Annotated in this window: 24 protein-coding genes; 20 read left to right on the top strand and 4 right to left on the bottom strand. The window is 30.5% G+C overall.

Annotated elements, in window-relative coordinates; genetic code table 11:
* Nucleotides 1-5: 5 nt before the first annotated feature.
* Nucleotides 6-422, top strand: coding sequence for a DUF1573 domain-containing protein (locus Q0870_RS09460; RefSeq protein ID WP_298555012.1), 417 nt, complete (start codon nucleotides 6-8; stop codon nucleotides 420-422).
* Nucleotides 423-477: 55 nt separating this feature from the next.
* Here the strand turns inward: Q0870_RS09460 and Q0870_RS09455 are convergent, their stop codons facing one another.
* Nucleotides 478-1773, bottom strand: a complete 1296-nt coding sequence (locus Q0870_RS09455; protein ID WP_298555010.1) for an aspartyl protease family protein — start codon at nucleotides 1771-1773, stop codon at nucleotides 478-480.
* Between the two features lie 170 nt (nucleotides 1774-1943).
* Between Q0870_RS09455 and Q0870_RS09450 the strand changes: the two genes are divergently transcribed.
* The 4 genes from Q0870_RS09450 (at nucleotide 1944) to Q0870_RS09435 (ending at nucleotide 5567) form a co-directional block, all read left to right on the top strand.
* Nucleotides 1944-3134, top strand: a complete 1191-nt coding sequence (locus tag Q0870_RS09450) for a pyridoxal phosphate-dependent aminotransferase (protein WP_298555008.1) — start codon at nucleotides 1944-1946, stop codon at nucleotides 3132-3134.
* Nucleotides 3134-4147 carry a UDP-N-acetylmuramate dehydrogenase gene (murB, locus tag Q0870_RS09445; RefSeq protein ID WP_298555006.1) on the top strand — a complete coding sequence of 338 codons (1014 nt, stop codon included), beginning with the start codon at nucleotides 3134-3136 and terminating at the stop codon, nucleotides 4145-4147. The genes Q0870_RS09450 and murB overlap by 1 nt, the downstream gene beginning before the upstream one ends.
* Before the next feature lie 89 nt (nucleotides 4148-4236).
* Nucleotides 4237-4782 (top strand): RNA polymerase sigma factor, encoded by a 546-nt coding sequence (locus tag Q0870_RS09440; protein WP_298555003.1) that lies wholly within the window; start codon nucleotides 4237-4239, stop codon nucleotides 4780-4782.
* Complete coding sequence (locus Q0870_RS09435; RefSeq protein ID WP_298554998.1) at nucleotides 4779-5567, top strand: anti-sigma factor; 789 nt, start codon at nucleotides 4779-4781, stop codon at nucleotides 5565-5567. The genes Q0870_RS09440 and Q0870_RS09435 overlap by 4 nt, the downstream gene beginning before the upstream one ends.
* A gap of 75 nt (nucleotides 5568-5642) precedes the next feature.
* Here the strand turns inward: Q0870_RS09435 and aqpZ are convergent, their stop codons facing one another.
* Nucleotides 5643-6329, bottom strand: coding sequence for an aquaporin Z (gene aqpZ, locus Q0870_RS09430; RefSeq protein ID WP_298554996.1), 687 nt, complete (start codon nucleotides 6327-6329; stop codon nucleotides 5643-5645).
* Nucleotides 6330-6482: 153 nt separating this feature from the next.
* On the opposite strand from aqpZ, the gene Q0870_RS09425 reads away from it, so the two are divergent.
* The 6 genes from Q0870_RS09425 (at nucleotide 6483) to Q0870_RS09400 (ending at nucleotide 12704) form a co-directional block, all read left to right on the top strand.
* Complete coding sequence (locus tag Q0870_RS09425; protein WP_298554993.1) at nucleotides 6483-6686, top strand: membrane or secreted protein; 204 nt, start codon at nucleotides 6483-6485, stop codon at nucleotides 6684-6686.
* A 6-nt stretch (nucleotides 6687-6692) separates the two neighbouring features.
* Nucleotides 6693-7805: a glycosyltransferase gene (locus Q0870_RS09420; protein WP_298554991.1), complete on the top strand. Its 1113-nt coding sequence runs from the start codon at nucleotides 6693-6695 to the stop codon at nucleotides 7803-7805.
* On the top strand, nucleotides 7796-8341 hold the full coding sequence (locus Q0870_RS09415; RefSeq protein WP_298554988.1) for a sigma-70 family RNA polymerase sigma factor: 546 nt from the start codon (nucleotides 7796-7798) through the stop codon (nucleotides 8339-8341). Before Q0870_RS09420 ends, Q0870_RS09415 begins: the two co-directional genes overlap by 10 nt.
* A 200-nt stretch (nucleotides 8342-8541) precedes the next feature.
* Nucleotides 8542-9420 carry a lipoyl synthase gene (gene lipA, locus Q0870_RS09410; protein ID WP_298554984.1) on the top strand — a complete coding sequence of 293 codons (879 nt, stop codon included), beginning with the start codon at nucleotides 8542-8544 and terminating at the stop codon, nucleotides 9418-9420.
* A 2-nt stretch (nucleotides 9421-9422) separates the two neighbouring features.
* Nucleotides 9423-10439 (top strand): type I glyceraldehyde-3-phosphate dehydrogenase, encoded by a 1017-nt coding sequence (gene gap / locus Q0870_RS09405; RefSeq protein WP_298554981.1) that lies wholly within the window; start codon nucleotides 9423-9425, stop codon nucleotides 10437-10439.
* Between the two features lie 27 nt (nucleotides 10440-10466).
* Complete coding sequence (locus Q0870_RS09400; RefSeq protein ID WP_298554978.1) at nucleotides 10467-12704, top strand: ATP-binding protein; 2238 nt, start codon at nucleotides 10467-10469, stop codon at nucleotides 12702-12704.
* Here Q0870_RS09400 and lpxK read toward each other — a convergent pair.
* On the bottom strand, nucleotides 12694-13692 hold the full coding sequence (gene lpxK / locus Q0870_RS09395) for a tetraacyldisaccharide 4'-kinase (protein ID WP_298554975.1): 999 nt from the start codon (nucleotides 13690-13692) through the stop codon (nucleotides 12694-12696). The genes Q0870_RS09400 and lpxK overlap by 11 nt on opposite strands.
* A gap of 46 nt (nucleotides 13693-13738) precedes the next feature.
* Here lpxK and Q0870_RS09390 point away from each other — a divergent pair, with 46 nt between their 5' ends.
* The 9 genes from Q0870_RS09390 (at nucleotide 13739) to Q0870_RS09350 (ending at nucleotide 21862) form a co-directional block, all read left to right on the top strand.
* Nucleotides 13739-14833 (top strand): Nif3-like dinuclear metal center hexameric protein, encoded by a 1095-nt coding sequence (locus Q0870_RS09390; RefSeq protein WP_298554972.1) that lies wholly within the window; start codon nucleotides 13739-13741, stop codon nucleotides 14831-14833.
* Nucleotides 14834-14836: 3 nt separating this feature from the next.
* Complete coding sequence (locus Q0870_RS09385) at nucleotides 14837-15616, top strand: C4-type zinc ribbon domain-containing protein (protein WP_298554969.1); 780 nt, start codon at nucleotides 14837-14839, stop codon at nucleotides 15614-15616.
* Nucleotides 15617-16175: 559 nt separating this feature from the next.
* Nucleotides 16176-16838: a peptide-methionine (S)-S-oxide reductase MsrA gene (gene msrA, locus Q0870_RS09380; protein ID WP_298554966.1), complete on the top strand. Its 663-nt coding sequence runs from the start codon at nucleotides 16176-16178 to the stop codon at nucleotides 16836-16838.
* 206 nt (nucleotides 16839-17044) lie between these two features.
* Nucleotides 17045-18238, top strand: a complete 1194-nt coding sequence (locus Q0870_RS09375) for a hypothetical protein (RefSeq protein WP_298554963.1) — start codon at nucleotides 17045-17047, stop codon at nucleotides 18236-18238.
* Between the two features lie 25 nt (nucleotides 18239-18263).
* Nucleotides 18264-19490 carry an RES family NAD+ phosphorylase gene (locus tag Q0870_RS09370; RefSeq protein ID WP_298554960.1) on the top strand — a complete coding sequence of 409 codons (1227 nt, stop codon included), beginning with the start codon at nucleotides 18264-18266 and terminating at the stop codon, nucleotides 19488-19490.
* 152 nt (nucleotides 19491-19642) lie between these two features.
* Complete coding sequence (locus Q0870_RS09365; protein WP_298554957.1) at nucleotides 19643-20200, top strand: hypothetical protein; 558 nt, start codon at nucleotides 19643-19645, stop codon at nucleotides 20198-20200.
* A 236-nt stretch (nucleotides 20201-20436) separates the two neighbouring features.
* On the top strand, nucleotides 20437-20865 hold the full coding sequence (locus tag Q0870_RS09360; RefSeq protein ID WP_298554955.1) for a DUF1330 domain-containing protein: 429 nt from the start codon (nucleotides 20437-20439) through the stop codon (nucleotides 20863-20865).
* A 339-nt stretch (nucleotides 20866-21204) separates the two neighbouring features.
* Complete coding sequence (locus Q0870_RS09355) at nucleotides 21205-21384, top strand: NAD(P)H-dependent oxidoreductase (protein WP_363317949.1); 180 nt, start codon at nucleotides 21205-21207, stop codon at nucleotides 21382-21384.
* Nucleotides 21385-21559: 175 nt separating this feature from the next.
* Nucleotides 21560-21862, top strand: a complete 303-nt coding sequence (locus Q0870_RS09350) for a hypothetical protein (RefSeq protein WP_298554952.1) — start codon at nucleotides 21560-21562, stop codon at nucleotides 21860-21862.
* A 92-nt stretch (nucleotides 21863-21954) separates the two neighbouring features.
* Here Q0870_RS09350 and Q0870_RS09345 read toward each other — a convergent pair whose 3' ends face one another.
* Nucleotides 21955-22755, bottom strand: coding sequence for a class I SAM-dependent methyltransferase (locus tag Q0870_RS09345; RefSeq protein WP_298554949.1), 801 nt, complete (start codon nucleotides 22753-22755; stop codon nucleotides 21955-21957).
* Nucleotides 22756-22779: the final 24 nt, after the last annotated feature.

The raw sequence follows: 22779 nt of genomic DNA, 5'->3' as shown, positions 1-22779 counted from the left end.
AAGTCATGAAACAATTAATTACTATTTTATTTATTGGATTAATCAGTTTTGGTGTTAACGCGCAAGCAAAAATTGAATTTAAAGCAGAAACCATTGATTATGGTACTATTGAAAAAGGTGCTGATGGTGTAAGAACTTTTGAATTTACTAATACTGGTGATGAGCCACTTATTATATCAAACGTAAAATCATCATGTGGGTGTACGGTTCCTTCGAAACCAAAAGACCCTATCATGCCTGGTGAAACTGGAGAGATTATAGTAAAATATGATACCAATAGAGTAAATCCTATTAGAAAAACAATTACTGTAATGTCTAATGCAAAAACACCTACGGTTGCTTTAAAAATTAAAGGTTTAGTTATAGACCCGAGTAAAGTAAGTTTACTTGACAAAAAAGAAAAAAGTGTAATGGAACAATAAAAAAACACTTAAACTAAATTAAAAGAGCTTGAAAAGATATTCAAGCTCTTTTTTTTTAAAATAGTTTTTGCAATTGAAATTGAAAAGTTAAATACTTACTATCTCTATCTACTTTTAATTTAATTTTTTTGCCTGCATCATCATAAAACATTTGCATAACTTGTTGTAGAGAGTATTCATACACCCGCTTATTATTGATGCTAACAACAACATCTCCAATAAGTAAACCTGCGTTTTTTGCTGGGGAATCTTCACGCAATTCTACAATAACATAAGCAGGCTTTAATGATAATTTATATTGTGTACTTAAGACGATTCTAGTATTGTTATTCTGGGCATCGTCATTTCCAAAAACATTACTATCTTTTAAAGACTTATTATCAACTTCCTTAACAAGCCTTACACCATCATGCTCTAATTCAATACCGCTTTTATTATGACTAAATTTTTCATTAAAATACCTATTCTTTTTTAAAGTTATTAATGCTTTCTGATAATCAAAAATAACATCAAATCGTTTTAAAATATTACCAGACAAACTACCATTACGATTTTTAATCTGTTTTGCCAATGATATAGAAGTAGAATCTGGAAATGCAACATTGGCATTGTTAAGTACAAAGCTTTTTAGTGAAAACGAATTCACTTTTGAGCGTTTTCCATATACACTTCCATTAAGTCCATGGCCAAGAAAATCAACAAAAAAAGCGTCATTAGACCTTATGCCCAAGGAATCATTTTCAAATAACCAAAGCGCATCGCTACCACCAGAATCAATCAATAATTTAACAGGAATTTGCTTTTCTTCTATCCTAACCTGAGCATTTATATAAGGTTTACGATTATAGAACTCTAAATTAAAACGTTCGCACTTTTTACATGATTTATATTGAAATTTCTCTGGAGCGGTAAATTTCAAATAACCTGTCGAATAGTTTATCTCTACTATAAAATCCCTAAACAAATCAAACCCCATAATACCATGAACTGGGCTCCCAATTTTGGATGCAAAATTCAATTTATTATTATAAACAACGTATAAGTCTTGATTTAGCTTTAAAGCATCTCCTATTTTAAAAACATTATTTCTAGATTTTAAAGCTTCAACCGATTCTCCTTCCCCTAGGCCACTTAAAAAAATGGTTTCTGTATTCTTTATTTTTAGGGTATCAGAAACATTTAAAAAATTAAAAATCATAGGCTTACTTACACCCGTATCTAACAAAAAAGAAAGTGTAACACCATTAACTTCAACAGGAAAAATAATTAAGTTATTGATTAATTTGAATTTTACTTTATCTGATTGTTTCTTATTTTGAATTATAAATTTATCCTGTGAAAAACTTAACAATCCCAAGCAACTAAAAAAAAATATTAGAATAAGCCTTTTTTCCATAGGTAAGAAAACCATTAATTATATAATCAATTTACAAATCTTTAGTATAGCATAGTTATTTACTACTGTTTTTTAAAAAAACTTTAAGATAATTTCCTCAACTTAGCATTTTAAACCCTTAAACAATGCCAAAAATATCTAAAAAAGGAAGTGAAATGCCAGCTTCTCCGATTAGAAAGCTTGTCCCTTATGCTGAACAGGCTACTAAAAATGGGAAAAGTATCTATTATTTAAATATTGGGCAACCAGATATAAAAACTCCTGAAATTGCTTTACAAGCTATTAAGCAAAATGACATAGAAATTTTATCTTACTCAAAATCTGAAGGCTCTGAAGAGTATAGAAAAAAGATAGCCAAATATTATTTAAAAAATAACATTTCAGTTCACCACGATGATATTATTGTAACCACTGGAGGAAGTGAAGCGCTTCTTTTTACCTTTGGCACTGTAATGGATGTTGATGATGAAATTATTATACCTGAACCTTTTTATGCCAATTATAACGGGTTTCTAATTTCATCTGGCGTAAAAGTAGTTCCAGTGAATTCAAGAATTGAAGATAATTTTGCTTTACCACCAATTGAGGAATTTGAAAAATTAATTACACCAAAAACTAAGGCTATTCTAATTTGTAACCCTGGAAACCCAACAGGTTACCTTTATTCAAAAGAAGAAATACAAAAACTTGCTGTGATTGTAAAAAAGCATGACCTGTTTTTAATTGCCGATGAAGTTTATAGAGAATTTGTATACGATGGTAATACCCATTACTCGATTATGGAGGAAAAAGGGATAGAAGAACATGCAATCATTGTTGATTCTGTATCAAAGCGTTACAGTATGTGTGGTGCTAGAGTTGGTTGTCTGGTTTCAAAAAACAAAAATATCATTCAAACAGCGTTAAAATTTGCACAAGCTAGATTAAGCCCTCCAACCCTTGCTCAAATAGCTAGCGAAGCCGCTTTAGATACACCACAGAGTTATTTTGATGATGTTATTGAAGAATATGTTAATCGTAGGAATACTTTAATTTCTGAATTACAAAAAATTGATGGTGTAAAAGTAGTAAAACCAAAGGGTGCTTTTTATTGTATTGCTGAATTACCACTAAAAAATTCTGATCATTTTGCGCAGTGGCTTTTGGAGGATTTCCATGTTGATAATGAGACAATTATGGTAGCTCCAGCTGGCGGATTTTACTCTACTCCTAATATAGGTTTAAACCAAATTAGAATTGCTTACGTACTTAATGAAGAAAGCTTAGTTAAAGCTGTACACATTTTAAAAGAAGCTTTAAAAGTTTATAAAGGCTAGTGCAGATTCAAAACAACATATCTTTAAAACCGTACAATACATTTGGTATTGATGTTAATGCAAAACATTTTGTTTCGGTAAGTAACATTAATGATTTAAAGCATATTATATCTTTAAAAGCATACACAAATAAGCTAATACTAGGTGGTGGTAGTAATATGTTGCTTACAAAAGATTTTGAAGGACTTGTTATTCACTTAAACCTAAAAGGTATAGCTATAATTTCTGAAGATGAAAACTCCGTTATTGTTAAAGCTAATGCTGGTGAAAACTGGCATGAATTTGTGCTTTGGTGCATTAAAAATGATTTTGGAGGTCTTGAAAATTTATCATTAATACCAGGTAATGTTGGCACCGCTCCTATTCAAAACATAGGTGCTTATGGTGTTGAGTTAAAAGATTCATTTGAAATGTGTGAAGCCATTTCTTTGGAAACAAAAAAGCTACAATGTTTCACTAAATCGGATTGTAAATTTGGTTATAGAAATTCAATTTTCAAACAAAAGGCAAAAGGCAAGTTTATAATTACAAGTGTCAATTTTAAATTAACCAAAAACAAACATAATTTAAATATTAAATATGGAGCAATTACATCTCAATTAGAATTGATGGGAGTTAGTAATCCAAAAATTCAAGATATTTCAAAAGCAATAATAAGTATCAGAGAAAGTAAATTACCAAACCCAAAAGAGATTGGAAATAGTGGGAGTTTTTTTAAAAACCCTATTATTTCAAAAACACATTTCAATACGCTTAAAGAGAATTTTGAAGATATACCTAGTTATCCTATTTCAGAAGATGAAGTTAAAATTCCTGCTGGTTGGCTTATTGAAAAATCCGGGTTTAAAGGTAAGCGATTTGATGATTATGGTGTACATAAAAACCAGGCTTTAGTTCTCGTTAACTATGGTAATGCCAAAGGCACAGAAATACTCAATCTTTCTAAGTTAATTCAAAAAACGGTTAAACGAATTTTTGGTATATTTATTGAAGCTGAAGTAAATATCTTATAATAACGAGCCTATTTAAACGTTTTCTAAAAGAAATTTCTAACTTTGATAAAACAGTACCAACAAAAAGTATTCTTTAAAACTAACCCATCTTGATTTCACCTATAGAAAAACAAATAGTTAATTTATTACAGAATAGCGATAAAAAAGCTATTAGTCTACTATATGAAAACTATGCTGATGCTTTATTAGGAGTCATTAAAAAGGTAATTACTGATAATGACACTGCTCATGATGTGCTTCAAGAAAGTTTTATAAAAATTTGGCGCTATGCTAAAAAATATGATTCAAGTAAGGCCAAATTGTTTACTTGGTTATACAGAATTGCATACAATACTGCTATTGATAAAATACGATCACAAAAAAATAAAAACAATAATGAAGTCCAAATGGAAACTTCGTCCGTATATAAAGTAACATCCAACGAGCTAAACCAGGATGTTTTAGACATAAAGAAACATCTAACCAGCTTAGATGATAAATATCAAATAGTGATAAATGCGCTCTTTTTTGAGGGCATGACACAACAAGAAGCTAGTGATGAATTAAATATCCCGCTAGGAACTATAAAATCGAGATTAAAAATTGGGTTACGTGAATTAAAAAAAATTTACGCCCCTCAACAAATACAGTCATGAATGAGAAAATAACTACTTTTTTAAATTCTGGCCTATTAGACAAATATCTATTAGGTGAAACTACTTCTGCAGAAACAGAAATGGTGGAGTCTTACATAACAAGATATCCAGAAATAGAAAATGCATACAATACTGCACAGCACAATCTTGAAGTGGTTGCAAAAGCAAATGCAGTTGAAGCACCAACAAGCATCTTAAATACTATTTTGGATGAACTTGATGATGCACCTGTTATTAAATTAACTAAAGTTAATAAGTATAAAAAATGGTATAAATTTAGTATTGCCGCAAGTATTGCTGCATTAATTTTTGCCGGTACTTCCACATATTTTTACAATCAAAATCAAAAATTACAAAGCGATACTGTTGTAGTTGATGAAGAAATTGAAGATTTGAGAAGTGACATTGCAAAAAACAATGCCATGCTTGATAAAGTTATGCGACAACTTTTAAAGCTTAATAATCCTGAAACTGAAAAGTACATTATTAAAGGGAATGAGCGTGCTAAAGATTTAAAAACGGTAGCATATATTAATCCTAAAGAAAAAACATCTATGATTGATGTGGTTTCACTACCAGAATTACCAGAAGAACAATGCTACCAAATATGGGCAGAGTTACAAGGAAAAATGGTAAACTTAGGTATTTTAGATAAAGCCGATAGAAAGCTTAGAAACATACCTTATATGGAGGATGCACTTGCATTAAGTATTACTATTGAGCCTAAGGGTGGTAATACTATTGCATCAACACAAAATTCTGTAGCACAAATTAGCTTACAATAAGATTAATAGCAATACAACAAAAAGCCTCATTTTACTAAGTAAATTGAGGCTTTTTAAGTTTGATAAATCCAATAACTATTCTTTATCAAATAAAGCTTTGTGAATAAATCCAGCAACTATAGCACCCGCAATAGGAGCCACCCAAAACAACCAAAGTTGTCCAGTAAAATCACCTCCAGCAAATAAGGCTTGACTAGTAGAACGCGCCGGGTTAACAGATGTATTTGTTATTGGAATACTTATTAAGTGTATTAAAGTCAATCCTAAACCAATAGCAATAGGCGCAAACCCTTTAGGAGCTCTTACATTAGTACTACCTAAAATAATTAACAAGAAAAACATAGTTAATAAAAACTCTGCAATTAAAGCCGCTGTCATAGAATATCCATCTGGTGATAAATCACCATAGCCATTTGCAGCAAAACCTCCAATAGAAACAAAATCTGATTTGTTTGTTAGTATTAAGTATAAAGCTCCAGCTGCAGCTATAGCACCTATTAATTGAGCAATAATGTAACCCAATAAATCTTTAGCTTCAAATTTTCCCCCAGCCCACAAACCTAAAGAAACAGCGGGATTAAAATGACCACCAGAAATATGCCCAACAGCATAAGCCATTGTCAAAACGGTAAGACCAAAGGCTAAAGCCACACCTACAAATCCGATACCCAAATCTGGATAACCTGCTGCAAAAACAGCACTACCACAACCTCCAAAAACAAGCCAAAATGTTCCAAAAAACTCTGCAAATAATTTTTTCATGATTAAATAATTTTAAATTAGTTAGTATTCGAAATGTACAAGTAATTAAAATTTAGACACAAAACACTAATATAGTCACATAAGTTTCCTTAGCATTTCTATAAAAAACTATGAACTAAAATCTTATCTTTGCATAAATAATTACAATTCTCAATGAAACTTCTTTTAATAACCATTATACTTTTAGGACTAGGAATAGCAGGAATTGCCATTAAAATTTGGGCAAAAAAAGATGGTAAGTTTGCAGGAACTTGCGCTAGTCAAAACCCTATGTTAAATAAAGAAGGTGAATCTTGTGGTTTTTGTGGAAAAACACCAGATCAATATGCAGATTGTAACGAACCTCAACATTCATAGTTCTCTATGGGGTTTCTTGATTTTGTATTCTACGGATTTATAACTGTAGTAATTATTCAAGCTATTTTTTATGTTTTTATCTTTGGTAGATTTGCGTTCTTAAAACCAAAAAAAGTTACTCCAAAAAACATAGCCGTTTCTGTTATTATTTGTGCTAAAAATGAAGCTAAAAACTTAAAAGCATTTCTTTCTTCAATTATTGACCAAGATTATCCTGACTTTGAAATTGTTCTTATCAATGACTCATCAAATGATAGTACTCTGGATGTTATTCATCATTTTTCGAAATTACATGATAATATAAAGGTTGTTGATGTAAAAGGCATTGAAGCCTTTTGGGGAAATAAAAAATACGCGCTAACTCTTGGTATAAAAGCTGCAAAAAATGATTTTCTTTTATTTACTGATGCCGATTGTAAACCCGCATCAAAGTATTGGCTAAAAGAGATGAGTAGTCATTTCAGCAATAAAAAATCTATTATTTTAGGCTACGGCTCCTATTCAAAAATTAAAAAATCATTGCTAAACAAATTGATTCGTTTTGAAACCCTTATAACTGCGGTAAACTATTTTTCATTTACCAAATTTGGATTACCATATATGGGTGTTGGGCGAAACCTAGCTTACACTAAAAAGGAATTTTTTGATGCTAATGGTTTTATTAACCATATAAAAATACGCTCTGGTGACGATGATTTATTTATTAACCAAATAGCCACTAAAGAAAATACAGCTATTTGTTTTTCAAAAGGAAGTTTTACTGAATCCCTACCAAAAACTACCTTTAAAGATTGGTTTAAACAAAAAAGACGTCATGTTTCAACAGCAAAACATTACAAAACGAAACACAAAGCACTACTAGCACTCTTATATGCTTCAAATTTATTGTTTTGGTTATTTGCATTAATATTATTGCTAACTTTATTTAACTGGAAAATTGCACTCTGTTTATTCATTTTCCGAATTATATTACAGTTTATAATATTAGGAGCTTCATCAAAAAAACTAAATGAATTAGATTTATTAATTTTTCTTCCTTTTCTTGAAATTTTTCTAATTATAACACAATTAACTATCTTTATAAATAATCTTATCTCAAAACCTAACCATTGGAAATAGAGGAAGCCATTTCGAGGGCAAAAAACAACGACCAAAAAGCATTTAATTATTTATTAGATAGATTTTGGGATAATGTTTATGGTTTTCAGCTAAAACGTACTGAAAATGAAAATGATGCTGAAGACATCACTATTCAAACATTTTCTAAAGCTTTTGATAAGATTAATACTTTTGATGAAAAATACACATTCAAAACTTGGCTAATAACCATTTCGAAGCATATTCATATTGACTTATTGCGAAAAGAAAAAAATTCAATCACTCAAGTTATTTCAAAAGATGACAGAGGTGCATTTAAAGTTTTAGATGAATCGCCTTCTGCTGAAGATAAGTTGATAACAGAACAACATTTAGCTAAATTGCTTCGCGACATTAAGAAACTAAAGCCCCACTATCAAGAGGTAATCAACTTGCGTTATTTTCAAGAGTTAAGTTATAAGGAGATTTCAAAAGAACTCAAGGAACCTATGAGTAATATTAAGGTAAAACTTCTTAGAGCAAAAAAACTATTGGCTGAAATTATTAGAGAAAAATAAAACACTCTGAATAACGTACTACCCAGCGTTAGGGATTGAAGAGGAAAGCCCACAGCGAGGTACGAGCGAGGACTTGTAACGTAAAGCCCGACCCTTGTGGTAACGCCCAAAAAACTTTACTTTTTTTACATTTCCGTGTAGCTTTCTAAAACTAAGTTTAAAAGAATACTTCGTATCTTTGCAATCTATATTTTAGAAATATGAATACCGAAACTACTTCGAATATTTTACCAGAACGTCAAGCAAAACCAAAATGGCTTCGTGTTAAACTTCCAACTGGAAAAAAATACACAGAACTAAGAGGTTTGGTCGATAAATACAAGTTGAACACTATTTGTACATCTGGTAGTTGCCCAAATATGGGTGAATGTTGGGGTGAGGGTACTGCAACTTTTATGATACTTGGTAATATTTGCACACGTTCTTGCGGGTTTTGCGGTGTTAAAACAGGACGGCCAGAAACTGTGGATTGGGATGAACCTGAAAAAGTAGCACGCTCAATAAAAATCATGCAAATTAAGCATGCCGTTTTAACAAGTGTTGATAGAGACGATTTAAAAGATATGGGAAGCATTATGTGGGCCGAAACAGTTAAAGCTGTAAGGAGAATGAACCCAGAAACAACTCTTGAAACCTTAATTCCAGATTTTCAAGGTGTTGAAAAACATATAGATAGAATTATTAAAGTGGCCCCAGAAGTAGTGTCTCACAACATTGAAACTGTACGCCGTTTAACCCGCGAGGTTCGAATACAAGCGCAGTACGACCGTAGCATGGGTGTTTTAAAGTACTTAAAACAACAAGGGCAACGACGCACAAAATCTGGAATTATGCTAGGTTTGGGAGAAACCAGAGAAGAGGTTATTGAAACGCTTCATGATTTAAAAGCCAATGATGTTGATGTGGTAACTATTGGCCAATACCTTCAACCAAGTAAAAAACATTTACCTGTTAAACAATTTATAAATCCCAACCAGTTTAAAGAATACGAGGAGATTGGCTTGGAATTAGGATTTCGCCATGTAGAAAGTAGTGCCTTAGTAAGGTCGTCATATAAAGCACAGAAACACATAAATTAAAGATGATTAATGTTGCTATCAATGGTTTTGGTAGAATTGGAAGACGTGTTTTTAAATTACTACAAAACCATAAAAATATTCAGGTTGTTGCTATTAATGACCTAGCCGACGCAAAAACCTTAAGTCATTTGCTTAAGTACGATAGTGTGCATGGCGTTTTTAATGCTGATATTACAAATAACGAAAGCCATATTATTGTTAATAATAGAAGTATTCCATTATTAAATAAAAAACACCCAAAAGATATTAATTGGTCACCCTATAATGTTGATTTCGTTATAGAATCATCTGGGAAATTTAAAACAGTAGCAGACCTACAACAACATATAAACAACGGAGCAAAGCAAGTTGTTTTGAGTGTCCCTCCATTAGAGGATGATATTAAAACCATAGTATTAGGAGTAAATGACGATAGTATTGATGGTAGTGAAACTATAATTTCGAACGCTTCATGTACTACAAATAACGCCGCACCAATGATTGATATCATCAATAGACTATGTGGTATTAATCAAGCTTATATTACTACGATTCACTCATACACTACCGACCAAAGTTTACACGACCAACCACATCGCGATTTACGACGTGCAAGAGCAGCAAGTCAATCTATAGTTCCCACAACAACAGGTGCAGCTAAAGCATTAACTAAAATATTTCCAGAACTTTCTGATGTAATTGGAGGTTGTGGCATAAGAGTTCCTGTTATAAATGGCTCTTTAACAGACATTACATTTAATGTAAAAAAAACAGTTTCGATAGAAAATATTAACCATGCCTTTAAAACCGCATCTAAAGAAACATATAAAGGTATTTTAGAATATACTGAAGCCCCTATAGTTTCTATAGATATAGTTGGAAACCCACATTCATGTATTTTCGATTCGCAAATGACATCTGTTATTGGAAATATGGTAAAAATAATTAGTTGGTATGATAATGAAACGGGGTATTCTCAGAGAATAATCGATTTAATATGTAATTTATCGGTAAAAAAGTGTATTTTATCGATAAAATAGTTATATTTGTCCGCAATACTAATCAAAATGCCCCAAATAAAAAACTACATATATATTGTTTTTATACTACTTAGCATCTCAGCAATTGCACAAAAAGCTATTGATGAAGATCCTGAATTAATTCAAAATAATATTAATTACCGTATTACACAGTCTCAGGCAGAGTTAGAAAACTATAACTATTATAAGGCAAAAAAAAACTTGAATGAAGCTCTAAGTTTAGCTGAAAACGCAGGAAACAAAAAAAGTCTTGGGATTATATATGCCATAAAAGGTAGATTAGAGCTTATTATAGAAGAAGAGGATAAAGCCATAAAATCTCTAAATAAGGCTATTGAAATTCAACGTATAATAAACGACAATGCCAATCTTGGTAATTCTTACAAAACTTTTGGTGATGTTTATTTAGCTAAAAAAGATTATTATTCAGCGTTAGACTCATATACTGCAGCAAAATCTAAATTTGAAGAAGAAGATTTAAATGAAGAATTAGCTAAAACATTACTTCGTGAAGGGAAAACTTATTTTGAGTTAAAAAATTATAAAAAAGCAAGAGATATTATAGAGCAATCTTTAGCCATGGCTAAAAAGTACGATTACTTTAAAATACAAAGTGAAGCACTAATTAACCACGCCAAAGTATACAATAAACTAAGTAACGATGAAAAAGCTTTAGAAGTTGCTTTAGATGGTCTTAAAATATCAAAAAGCAATAAGTTAACTAATATTACTAACGAAGGTCTTTTAATTGTAAGTAACCTACATAATAATCTAGAAAATTTCAAACAGTCTAGAAACTATTTATATGCTCACTTAAGCCTTTCAGATTCTATTAGATCACTAACTCGAATTAAATCTTCAAGAAATGAAGAAACCCAATTCCGTTTAAATGAAGAAATTGAAAAAAACAAAGAGGTCGTTCAAAAATTAGAAAAAGCTGAAGACGATAAAAATCTAGGGACATTAATCTCTATTTTAAGTGTTGCTTTAATTACTATTTTATCACTTTTAACCTTATCACTTTACAAAAACAACAACATTAGGTTAAAAACTAATAATATGCTTCATAAAAAAAATGGAGAGCTTATTATTGCCAAAGAAAAAGCCGAACTAGCATCAAAAACCAAAGCAAATTTCTTATCTACCGTAACCCATGAGTTACGAACACCATTATACGCCGTTACAGGATTAAGTAACATGTTATTGGATGAAAACCCAAGACCCGAACAAGTACAGCATTTAAAATCGCTTAAATTTTCTGGAGATTACCTTTTAACGTTTATCAATGATATTCTTCAAATAAATAAAATTGAAGCCAACAAAGTTGATATTGAACCAGAATCTTTTAGTTTAAAAAAGAAAATAAATAATATAGTCTTAGCGCTTAATAATTCAGCACTAGATAATAACATTAAAATTCACTTTGAATACGATAAAGATTTACCCGAAAACTTTATTGCCGACCAACTGAAAATTTCTCAAATCCTTATTAATTTAATTGGCAACTCCATTAAATTTACTAAAGATGGTGATATTTGGATCCGTGTTTATAAAATTGAACAGGAAGGTAAAATTTATACACTTCGTTTTGAAGTAGAAGATAATGGTATTGGTATTAGCCAAGAGAAACAAGACCACATGTTTGAAAGTTTCTCTCAAGGCTCTATTCAGATTAACCGTAAATACGGTGGTACAGGTTTAGGCCTTTCTATCGTAAAAGGGCTAATAGACATCTTAAAAGGAAAAATTTACGTGAAAAGTGAATTAGATGAAGGAACAACATTTTATTTTGAAATACCAGTAGAACATACAAATATTGAAGAAATTGAAGAAAATAAAGTTGCCTATTTTGATGGTAATGAAAGTGATATAGATTTATCAAAAGTTAAAATTCTTGTTGTTGAAGACAATAAAATCAATCAAATGATTACCAAAAAGATTTTAACTAAAATGGAACTTAAATGTGATATTGTTGACAATGGTGAAGAAGCTGTTGAAAAAATAAAAGCCAATGATTACAACATTATTTTAATGGATATTCATATGCCAGGAATAAGCGGCATGGAAGCTACTAAACGTGTTAGAGCATTTGATAAAGAGCTCACCATTTTTGCGTTAACAGCAGTAACAATTGAAGATAAGATGCATGAATTTGATGAAGCAGGGTTTACAGATATTATTCCTAAGCCATTTAAGCAAGAAGAATTTGAGAAAAAACTTTATAACGCATTAGCTAGTAAAAAAAACAAATCAACTAGCGCTTAACAAAATTTTTAACAAGTTGATTGAACTTAGATTCGTTATCGATTTTTACTGTAATAGGTAAATAATAAAGTTTGTCTCTTAGGGAATCATATTGCTTCAATCTCATAAAATCTTTTTCAGTAGTAACAATTAAGTCTTTTCTTTCTAAATTGTTTATATCCGCTTTAGTAAAATTATGGTGGTCTTTAAAATTTAAGTGCTCGAAATTTAAGTTTTTGTCTTTCAAAAAATTCACCAATGGCTTTGCATTTGCAATCCCTGTTACCAAAACAAAAGATTTCAAATTATTTATTTTATTCGTTTTTTCAGCAGAAAACAATGTTTCAGAATACGCTATAGAACTAAAAAAAACATGCTGGTGCTTTTCAGGTTTTATATGTTTAATAATTTCCGCTTTTTCGATTTTACTTAAAGTCTTAGGGCATTTAGTAACCATAATAACGTGGGCACGATTAGCGCCATGTCTTGGTTCTCTTAAATTACCCGTTGGCAAAACAATATCTTTAAAATACGGGTTAGAGTAGGTAGTTAATAAAATATTGAAACCTGCTTGTACTTTTCTATGTTGGTAGGCATCATCTAAAAGTACAACGTCCGGATTTTCTTTTTGTAAATTTTGAATACCGTTACGTCTATCAGAATCTACAGCTACCAGAATGTCATCTTTAAATTTAGAGTAAAACTGAAAAGGCTCATCTCCAATAGATTCTGCACTAGCATTATTATCAGCCAATTGATAACCTTCGGTTTTTCGTTTATAACCTCTGCTTAATGTAGCAACTTTATAATCTTCTTTTAAAACCTTAATTAAATATTCAATCAATGGGGTTTTTCCTGTACCACCAACACTTAAATTACCAACGCAAACCACAGGTAAATTATATGAAGTGGATTTTTTAATACCAGAATCGTATAGCTTGTTTCTAAAACAAGTTATCAAATAATAAATCGGAACTATTGGGAATAATATTTTTCTAATTAAGTTCATTTAAGCGAAAGTAATTATTTTATCTTTGAATTTAAACACAAATAATATGATTGTACAAGACGTTATAAATCATTTAGAAGAACTTGCACCTCTTGCTTATGCTGAAGGTTTTGATAATGTAGGCTTATTAGTTGGCAACAAAACCCAAAAAGTCACAGGCATACTAGTAACCCTAGACACACTCGAAGCTGTTGTAGATGAAGCTATTCAAGAAAGTTGTAACCTCATAGTAAGCTTCCACCCTATCATTTTTAAAGGTCTAAAAAAACTAACAGGCAAAAACTATGTAGAACGTGTAGTTATGAAAGCCATAAAACATGACATTGCCATTTTTAGCATACACACTGCACTTGATAATGCATTACAAGGTGTAAATGATATGATTTGTAATCAATTAGAATTAACCAATAAACGTATTTTAATTCCGCAAAGCGAAACCATAAAAAAGCTAACCACCAATGTACCAAAAAACGAAGCCGAAACATTACGAACAGCTTTATTTAATGTTGGTGCAGGAGGCATAGGTAATTATTCAAATTGTAGCTTTAATGTTGAAGGTTATGGTACTTTTAAAGGCAATGAAAACTCCAATCCTACAAAAGGTAAAAAAGGAGAAACACATACCGAAAAAGAAACAAAAATCACCATAACCTACGCTAAACATTTGGAGTCGCAAGTTCTGCAAACACTTTTTAAAACACATACTTATGAAGAAGTAGCCTACGAAGTGACTACTCTAGAAAACAAAAACCAAAATATTGGAATGGGAATGATAGGCGAATTCGAAGAATCTATGGATGAAACCAATTTTTTAGACCATTTAAAAACAAAAATGAATACAGAATGCATCAGGCATTCATCATTATTAAATAAAAAAATAAAAAAAGTTGCTGTTTTAGGAGGATCAGGGAGTTTTGCCATTCAGGCCGCTAAAAGCAATGGTGCTGATGCTTTTATAACTGCCGATTTAAAATATCACGACTTTTTTACAGCCGAAAACAACATCCTTTTAGCAGATATTGGACATTATGAAAGTGAACAATTCACAAAAAATCTTTTAGTAGCATATCTTACAAAAAAAATTACTAATTTTGCAATCATTTTATCAAAGATAAATACCAATCCTGTTAAGTATTTTTAAAGTATGGCTAAAAAGAAAGAAGTTACTGTTGAAGAGCGTTTAAGAGCTTTATACGATTTACAACTCATCGATTCTCGTATTGATGAAATTAGAAATGTTCGTGGAGAACTTCCATTAGAAGTTCGTGATTTAGAAGATGAAGTTGCTGGATTAAACATAAGATTAGAAAAACTTGTTGCTAATTTAGAAGTAGTAGATAACGATATTACTGGAAAGAAAAACTCAATTGAAGAATCAAAAGCTTTAATTAAGAAGTATGCTGAGCAACAAAAAAATGTTAGAAATAACAGAGAGTTCAATTCACTTACAAAAGAAGTTGAGTTTCAAGAATTAGAAATCGAATTGGCTGAAAAGCACATTAAAGAATTCAAAGTTCAAATTGAGCAGAAAAAAGAAGTAATTGCTGAAACAAAAGAACGTTTAAAAGAACGTGAAAATCACTTAAAGCATAAAAAAAGTGAATTAGACGCAATTTTAGCTGAAACTGAAAAAGAAGAACAAGCTTTATTAGATAAATCTGAAGATTACAAAAAGCAAATCGAAGAGCGTTTGGTTAAGGCATACACAAGAATCAGAACCAACGTAAAAAACGGTTTAGCCGTTGTGCCAATTGAAAGAGGTGCAGCTGGTGGCTCTTTCTTCACTATTCCTCCGCAAGTACAAGTAGAAATTGCTTCTCGCAAAAAAGTAATTACCGACGAGCACAGTGGGCGCATTTTAGTAGATGCAGCTTTAGCCGATGAACAAAAAGTAAAAATGGAAAAAATGTTTGCTAAACTATAATCCATTTTCAATCATACAACTAAAGCCTTCAGAAATCTGGAGGTTTTTTTATGCAAAATAGTTTGGGCCTTACCACAAGGGTCGGACTTTCCGTTATATCTTTTGTTTTTTATCATTCCAACTAAGTCTACAATCCACAGCATAATTATGTCTATCTCAAAAACAATATCTTATTTATAGTAAAAGCAAAAGGATGCCACTTCAATCCCTAACCTTTAGTTTGTATTCGATATAAAATTATAAATTTATTCAAAAGAAAACAGAGGTGAACTATATCCCTAACTAGGTTAGACCTAAATCGCGTATCAGTCCTCAAAAAACAGTAAATCAATCCTCAGGTAATTAACACACCTAAAAAATTAAGTTTTATAAACCCTGAAAAAATAATTCACACTACCTAGTAATAAATATTGAAAAGCCTTTTATTAAACAGCTTGCTAAGCCAAATTTTAAAACAAGTTAAGAATAACAAAGCCCACAACATTTAAAAAAACTTTCACATAAAACCATTTAAGGTTTTGTATTTTTAAACGTCTATTAAAAAAAGAAAAAATAACTCATGAAAAACATCATCCCAATATTAGCACTAACCCTATTATTAAGTTGCCAAAACTCAGCACAATCAAAAAAGCAACAAAAAGCAGTAATAAATGCAGCCCCAATTGAAGTTCCAATTAAAAATGGAAAAGCCAGAGCCTACTTTGCAAGCGGATGCTTTTGGTGTGTAGAAGCTATTTACGAAAGCGTAAAAGGTGTAGAAGAATCCATTTCAGGCTATTCAGGTGGTCACACAAAAAACCCAACATACGGTTCAAGCAACACAGGCAAAACAGGACATGCAGAGGCCGTAGAGATTATTTACAACCCAAAAATAGTAAGTTTTGAAACCTTAGTTGATGTGTATTTCGCATCGCAAAACGTAACCCAAGTAAACGGACAAGGTAACGACAGAGGCTCACAATATCGTTCCATCATTTTTTATCAAAATGAAGCCCAAAAACAAATTGTTTTAAAAAAGAAAAACGCTTTAGCAAAAAGGTTAAGCGTTAAAATTGCCGCTGAAGCCTATCCCTTTCAAAAATTCTGGATAGCTGAAGATTATCATCAAGATTACGAAAAACTACATCCAAATCATCCGTACATTCAAAATGTATCCATACCAAGATTGAATCGATTTAAGTCTCAGTTTCCAAAAGAGTTTTTGAAAAAAGAAGCACATTAACACCTGTCGTAATTTTAAACTTGTTTCAAAATCTCAAACTTCTTATTGTCATAATAACCCTTTTAAATCATCCTGTTTTTTCTTACAAAAAAAAACAATTATCTTTACAAGATAAGAGTAACTAAAAAGTTACCATATCCTAACTTATTTACAGGATATCGGTAATAGAAGTTACTATATAACAAGTTAGGCATAATTAGACCAAAATGAGAATAAACATTATTATAGATGAAAGTTTAGAAGTAGATTATGACAAACTTGAATTGTTATTTAATAAACATTCAAAATCAATAGACTTTAAAGTTTATAAGAATGAATTCACTTGGGAAGAAGAACACATAGTCTATCCAAGAACTCACGAAAAAATATATGAATCTTTCTCTGAAGATGAAGTGAATTCATATATAAACTTCATATTTACAGATGTTCAATATATAAATAACTTCTTCTATGAAGGACACGAAAACTTCGTTCCTTTCTCTCTCTTTGATTGGGACTATTTGACAAACCTTCCAATTGAAAATGGAATATTATTTTTTACTACAACTTATCTAGCAAGACTTATCGAAAATGCTGACAATCGACATTATGAAAATATTGGTTGCGTTTACGATTTTTTAGGAGATAAACGAGGAGTAGATGACGGAATGAGGCAAGCTTCATTCTGCAAAAATTGTCTAGAGAGTTTAGAACAAGAAGTTTTATCTGAAGATGACGAGAAACTATTAGAAGATTTAAAATCATTATTGGATTTATTATCTACATCTTCAAAATGGAATAAGAGTATTCTTGAAAGAATAGAAAAAGACTCAAAGCGAGTTAATAAAAAAAGAAAGGCAATTATTGAAAAAGAAATCAACGTGGTTATTGCCTCACCAGGAGATTTAATTGAAGAAAGGGAATTATTAGTTGATAAATTAGAACGTAAATTTAGGACAGATAAACACGAAGAACTTTGTAGTTACAGATTAAAAGTTCACGGTTGGGAAGATTTAGCATCACAAAACGGATATCCCCAAGATGTTATAAATGAACGAATTATTAAAAATATGGATATTGTTTTAGCAGTATTTAAACATAAATTAGGTTCACCTACTGTAAATCAAGAAACTGGAAAAGAACGATTTCCATCTGGAACTGCAGAAGAAATATTGTTCGCTTTAGATAATAAAAGTCCTGATTCACCACTAGGAATGGTATATTTTTATTCTAAACCGCCAGCACCTTCTTTTGAGGCTGAAAATTATGAGAAGTTAAAATCAGAATGGGATAGACTCAAATCATTTAAACAATCGATTGGAAATAAAGTTATTTATAAACCTTTTACATCTAAAGAGGAACTGATAGAAATAGCTAGTAAAGATTTAATGAAAAATATTTCCGAATTATATGAAAAGTAAATCAAGAATAGATTACAAATAATGAATGAAGAATAATTTTAACTTCACTGTTTTCTCGAAGGAAACTATAGACAAACAATTTGACCAGATACAGAAAGAGTTAAAACCGTCAATGGATTACAAAGTTCTTCTTAAAGAATTTCATAAGATTTTACACAACCGAGTTTTATCAACATTAACTTATGATTCAAAATCAGATGAATTCACAATATTTAGAATAACGAAACCTTGGAAAAATTTTGATTTTAACAATCCAAATTCTTACTCATATAATCCAAATCCTAAAGAGATTGGTCGAGCACACAGAAAAGGATTTCCTGTTTTTTATGGCTCAATAGACCCTTTTACTGCCTTTTCGGAAATGAAAGACAGCATTAAAATAAATGACAAATTTTATATGTCAAGATGGAAATTAAAATTCAAATCCGATACAAACGTTCATTCTTTAATTATTAATTCCTCAACCAAAAATAGTGAACACGTTTTAAATTCCGTAATCAAACGCCCTTATTTAGGATTACAAAATATGGTTAAAAATATACCTAACGAATTTAGAGAAGGATATATTTATGCAATTGAAAAAATGGGCGATTTGTTCACCACAAAGGGAATTTCAAACTATCATATTACTTCCGCCTACTGTCATGAGATACTATATGATGCAAAATCAAAAGGGATAAATATTCCAATATTACTTTATCCATCAGTTGAAAACAGTCTTAATAGCATTAATTGGGCAATTCACCCATCAATTGTTGATAGTGAAGAAATGAAAATTCAAGATATATTCGAATTAAGTCTTAAAGAAAACAATTCGAAGAACGAGAAAGGAGACGTGAGTGTCTTAATTCATAAAAAAGGAATTCTTGACCATAATTCTTCAATAAACTGGCAAATTCCTCACTTTAGTAATTTTACAATAATTTATGACAACTTAAATATAAAAACATATAACAATCAAATTATTAAAGGCAAAAAGGCATCTAAACTAAAAGTAAATGACACAGAATTCACAATTAAAGAATTAATTGAAAAAAATATAAACAGAAAAGAAATTCAAAAAAAAATACCTGAACTAACTTCAAAATCACAAGATGATTCCTCATTAGATTTTGAAAAGGAAACATTTTCTTATTCTTTGGTTTTACAATTTGAACATGGAAATGAAATTAAGACTAAAACAGGAAATAGTTGTATTAATCTAATACAAATTCCTATTAGTTGGACAAGAGGATATAAAACAGTAAAATAACTATGCCTAACAACGTGTATAATTCATTGCTAGTTCTAGCTTACTTACGAAAGTCCTCGCGGACTTTCTATCTGTGATTTATTTGCTAAATTAGTTGCTGAAACACGCAACTTTCCACATACAAACACGATGGAATCCATTCAGCAAAAATCATGACCACGACACAAGTATTTATTGAATTATTAATCACAGGCTTCGGTAGCTTAGTTTGGATAGTATTACTGTTTTTTGGTATAAATGGTTTAGACTTTAAGCTATTCTTAGAACTCGAAATCTCAAATATATTTTTGCTTCCAATTACTGGTCTCGCTTACATTATTGGAATTATAGTTGACAGAATTGGTTTTCAATTATTCAAGAAAAAAGAAAGAAAAAATATTTATAAAGTATTTTCAGATGATGAAGTACGGAGTAATGTTCAATTTAAAGTTGTGTATATAATTCAGAACTCAAATCATTTAAAATCAAAAATTGATTATAACCGTAGTAGGCTTCGACTAACAAGATCTTGGATTATAAACTTTTTTATGATTACAATGTCGTTAGTTATCTATTTAATAACTGCTGATTACGAAAACACCCTTATCCCACTTTCATTATTAGTCATCAGTTTTTTCTTTTGTATACTTTCATTCTACACATGGAATAAACTGTCTGGTGATTATTATAAAAATATTAAGTCTAGTTTCGAAAATCTAAAGAAAACATAAATAATTGCCAACATAAAGCTTCACAGTATATACTAACCTTATTACTCTCTTTTGTTCTTTCTGATTATTGATTAAATTTAATAAAAAACAAACTTAAGATGTATATAAAAGATTGCTTGCTTTTATCCTGCTTTGGATAAATCCCCACGAATTTTCAATTCATTAATTATTTGCTAAATTTAGTGCTGAAACATACATAAATACATTAAGTGTAATTTAAGCAAAACAAAAATAATATGCAGAAATATATAGATGCAAACCCTGAATCTGGAAAGAAATTCTATCAGGACTTTCACGACAAAGGAAAAATAGTGATGCTGAACTTACTGAAGTTCCGAGAAAAAGCTGACTATAAAAATTTGGAACAAATAAAACCTGATGAAGCAATTAGCGGAGAACAAGCGTACAAACTTTATATAAAAAAAACTTTGCCTGAATTAAAAAAAGCAGGTAGCCAAATAATCTATTACGGAAAAAGCAACGATTTTTTAATCGGACCTGAATCTGAAAAATGGGATGCAGTTTTGGTAATTGAACACAAATCTGTCATGAAATTTATGGAATTTGCACAAAACGAGAATTATTTAAAAAATGCTGGACATAGAACTGCTGGAGTAAAGGATTCACGATTATTACCTTCGACTGAAATAAGAAACTACACCTAACAGTCTATAAGAATAATTACTCGATTTTGTGCTTAACCAAGGGTTGTTGCAAGTTTACTACGTCTGATTTTTATATGAAAAATACTTACACTTAAACACGCTACTTTTCATATACAAACCGTTACTTCAAAACGCAAAAAATCAAATTCGACGAATGATAATAAAGAAAAATGTAATTGAAATTTGTGAAAGTGCTAGTAACAACTCCGCAAACTTATCAATACTGAAGTAAATAGCTGAAACGGGAAAACTTGACTTCGATTTAGAGATTATAGATAATTTAAACGAATTACCTCATTTTAGAACTGAATTGACAGATAACAACATACCAAAGTAGTTATTGACTTTCGGAATAAAATTGAAAATGCAGACGGAATTGTAATTTGTACACCTGAATATGTTTTTAGTATACCGAGTGGTTTAAAAAACACGATTGAATGGTGTGTATCGACAAATGCATTCTCCAACAAACCAACTGAGACTTATAACCGCTTCAGCAAGTGCAGAAAAGGCCCATAAAGAGCTGAAATTGATTATGAAAACCATCCAAACTAAATTTACAAACGAGACAACTCTTTTGATTCAAGAAATCAAAGGAGAAAATCACTAAAGATGCTAAAATATTGTATAAAGAAACCGAAGCTAACTTAAAAAAAGTTTTTTTAAATTTTAACACACTAAAACAATATAAATTATGATTTATATAACTCAACTAATATATATTACAGATGGAAAAGAAGATGTTTTTAATCTATTTGAAGATATAGCGATTCCTACAATATTAAAATATAATGGTCGCTTAATATTAAGAATTCGACCAGACGAAAGTTCTATAATTGAAAGAAACATTGAAAAACCTTATGAAATTCATTTGGTAGAGTTTGATACTCAACAAGATTTTGATAATTTTAAAAAAGATGAAGAACGAAAAAATTTTTTGCATTTAAAAGAGCAATCAATTAAAGCTTCTATCTTGATACAAGGTGTTAAACTATAAATAATTTATCCCTGTGTTTTGAAACTTACACAGATTTTAGGATAGTGTCAATTATACATAAAAAAGAGTAAATACTTACTCAAAAATTAATCCTAAACCTTAACAGCCTTCAAAGTAAAAATCAAAGGATACATTTTTTTTTCAGAAACAAACATTCCAGAATCTGTTTTAACCAAATTAGGCAATACATCATAAGGGCTTTCATCAAACTCTTTTAAATATTCTATCTGCAATCCTGCTTCAGTTAAAGCATTTATTACTTCACTTAATCCATGATTCCAACTATACTCCTTACTAACCATTTTTGAATTTTGATTAGCATAAGTGCCTTCATATTCTTCAAAAACAACCTCGTTTTGCATGTAACCATATTTCATAACGGGTTTGTCATCTAAATAATCAAACATCCAAACAATCGGATGGAATTCAGCCATAAAAAACGTACCGCCTTTTTTTAAACGTTCTGCAATCATTTTACCCCAAGGTTTCAAATCTGGCAACCAACAAATCACACCATAGCTTGTAAAAACAATATCAAATTTATCTTTCACATACTCAGAAGTATCCAAAACATTGCAACACATAAACTCAGCGTTAAGCTTTAATTCATCATTTAATTTTTTAGCGAGTTTTATACCTTCATCACTTAAATCAACACCTGTACACTTTGCTCCCATCCTACTCCAACTCAATGTATCTTGACCAAAATGACATTGCAAATGCAATAACGATTTCCCTGAAACATCGCCTAAAGCTTTTAACTCATAAGGCATTAAAGACGATTTTCCGTTTTTAAAAGCTTCCAAATTATACATATCGCTTTTAGCATGTACTTTTACCTTATTGTTCCAGGTAGCTTTATTAGTTTCAAAATAATCAGCGTTATTAGTCATTTTCAAATAATATCTTTGTGAAAA

The organism is uncultured Algibacter sp., from assembly GCF_947487575.1.
Taxonomy (GTDB): Bacteria; Bacteroidota; Bacteroidia; order Flavobacteriales; family Flavobacteriaceae; genus Algibacter_B.
Note: the sequence above shows the minus strand (reverse complement) of the source record. Positions and strands in the feature narration are given on the sequence as shown.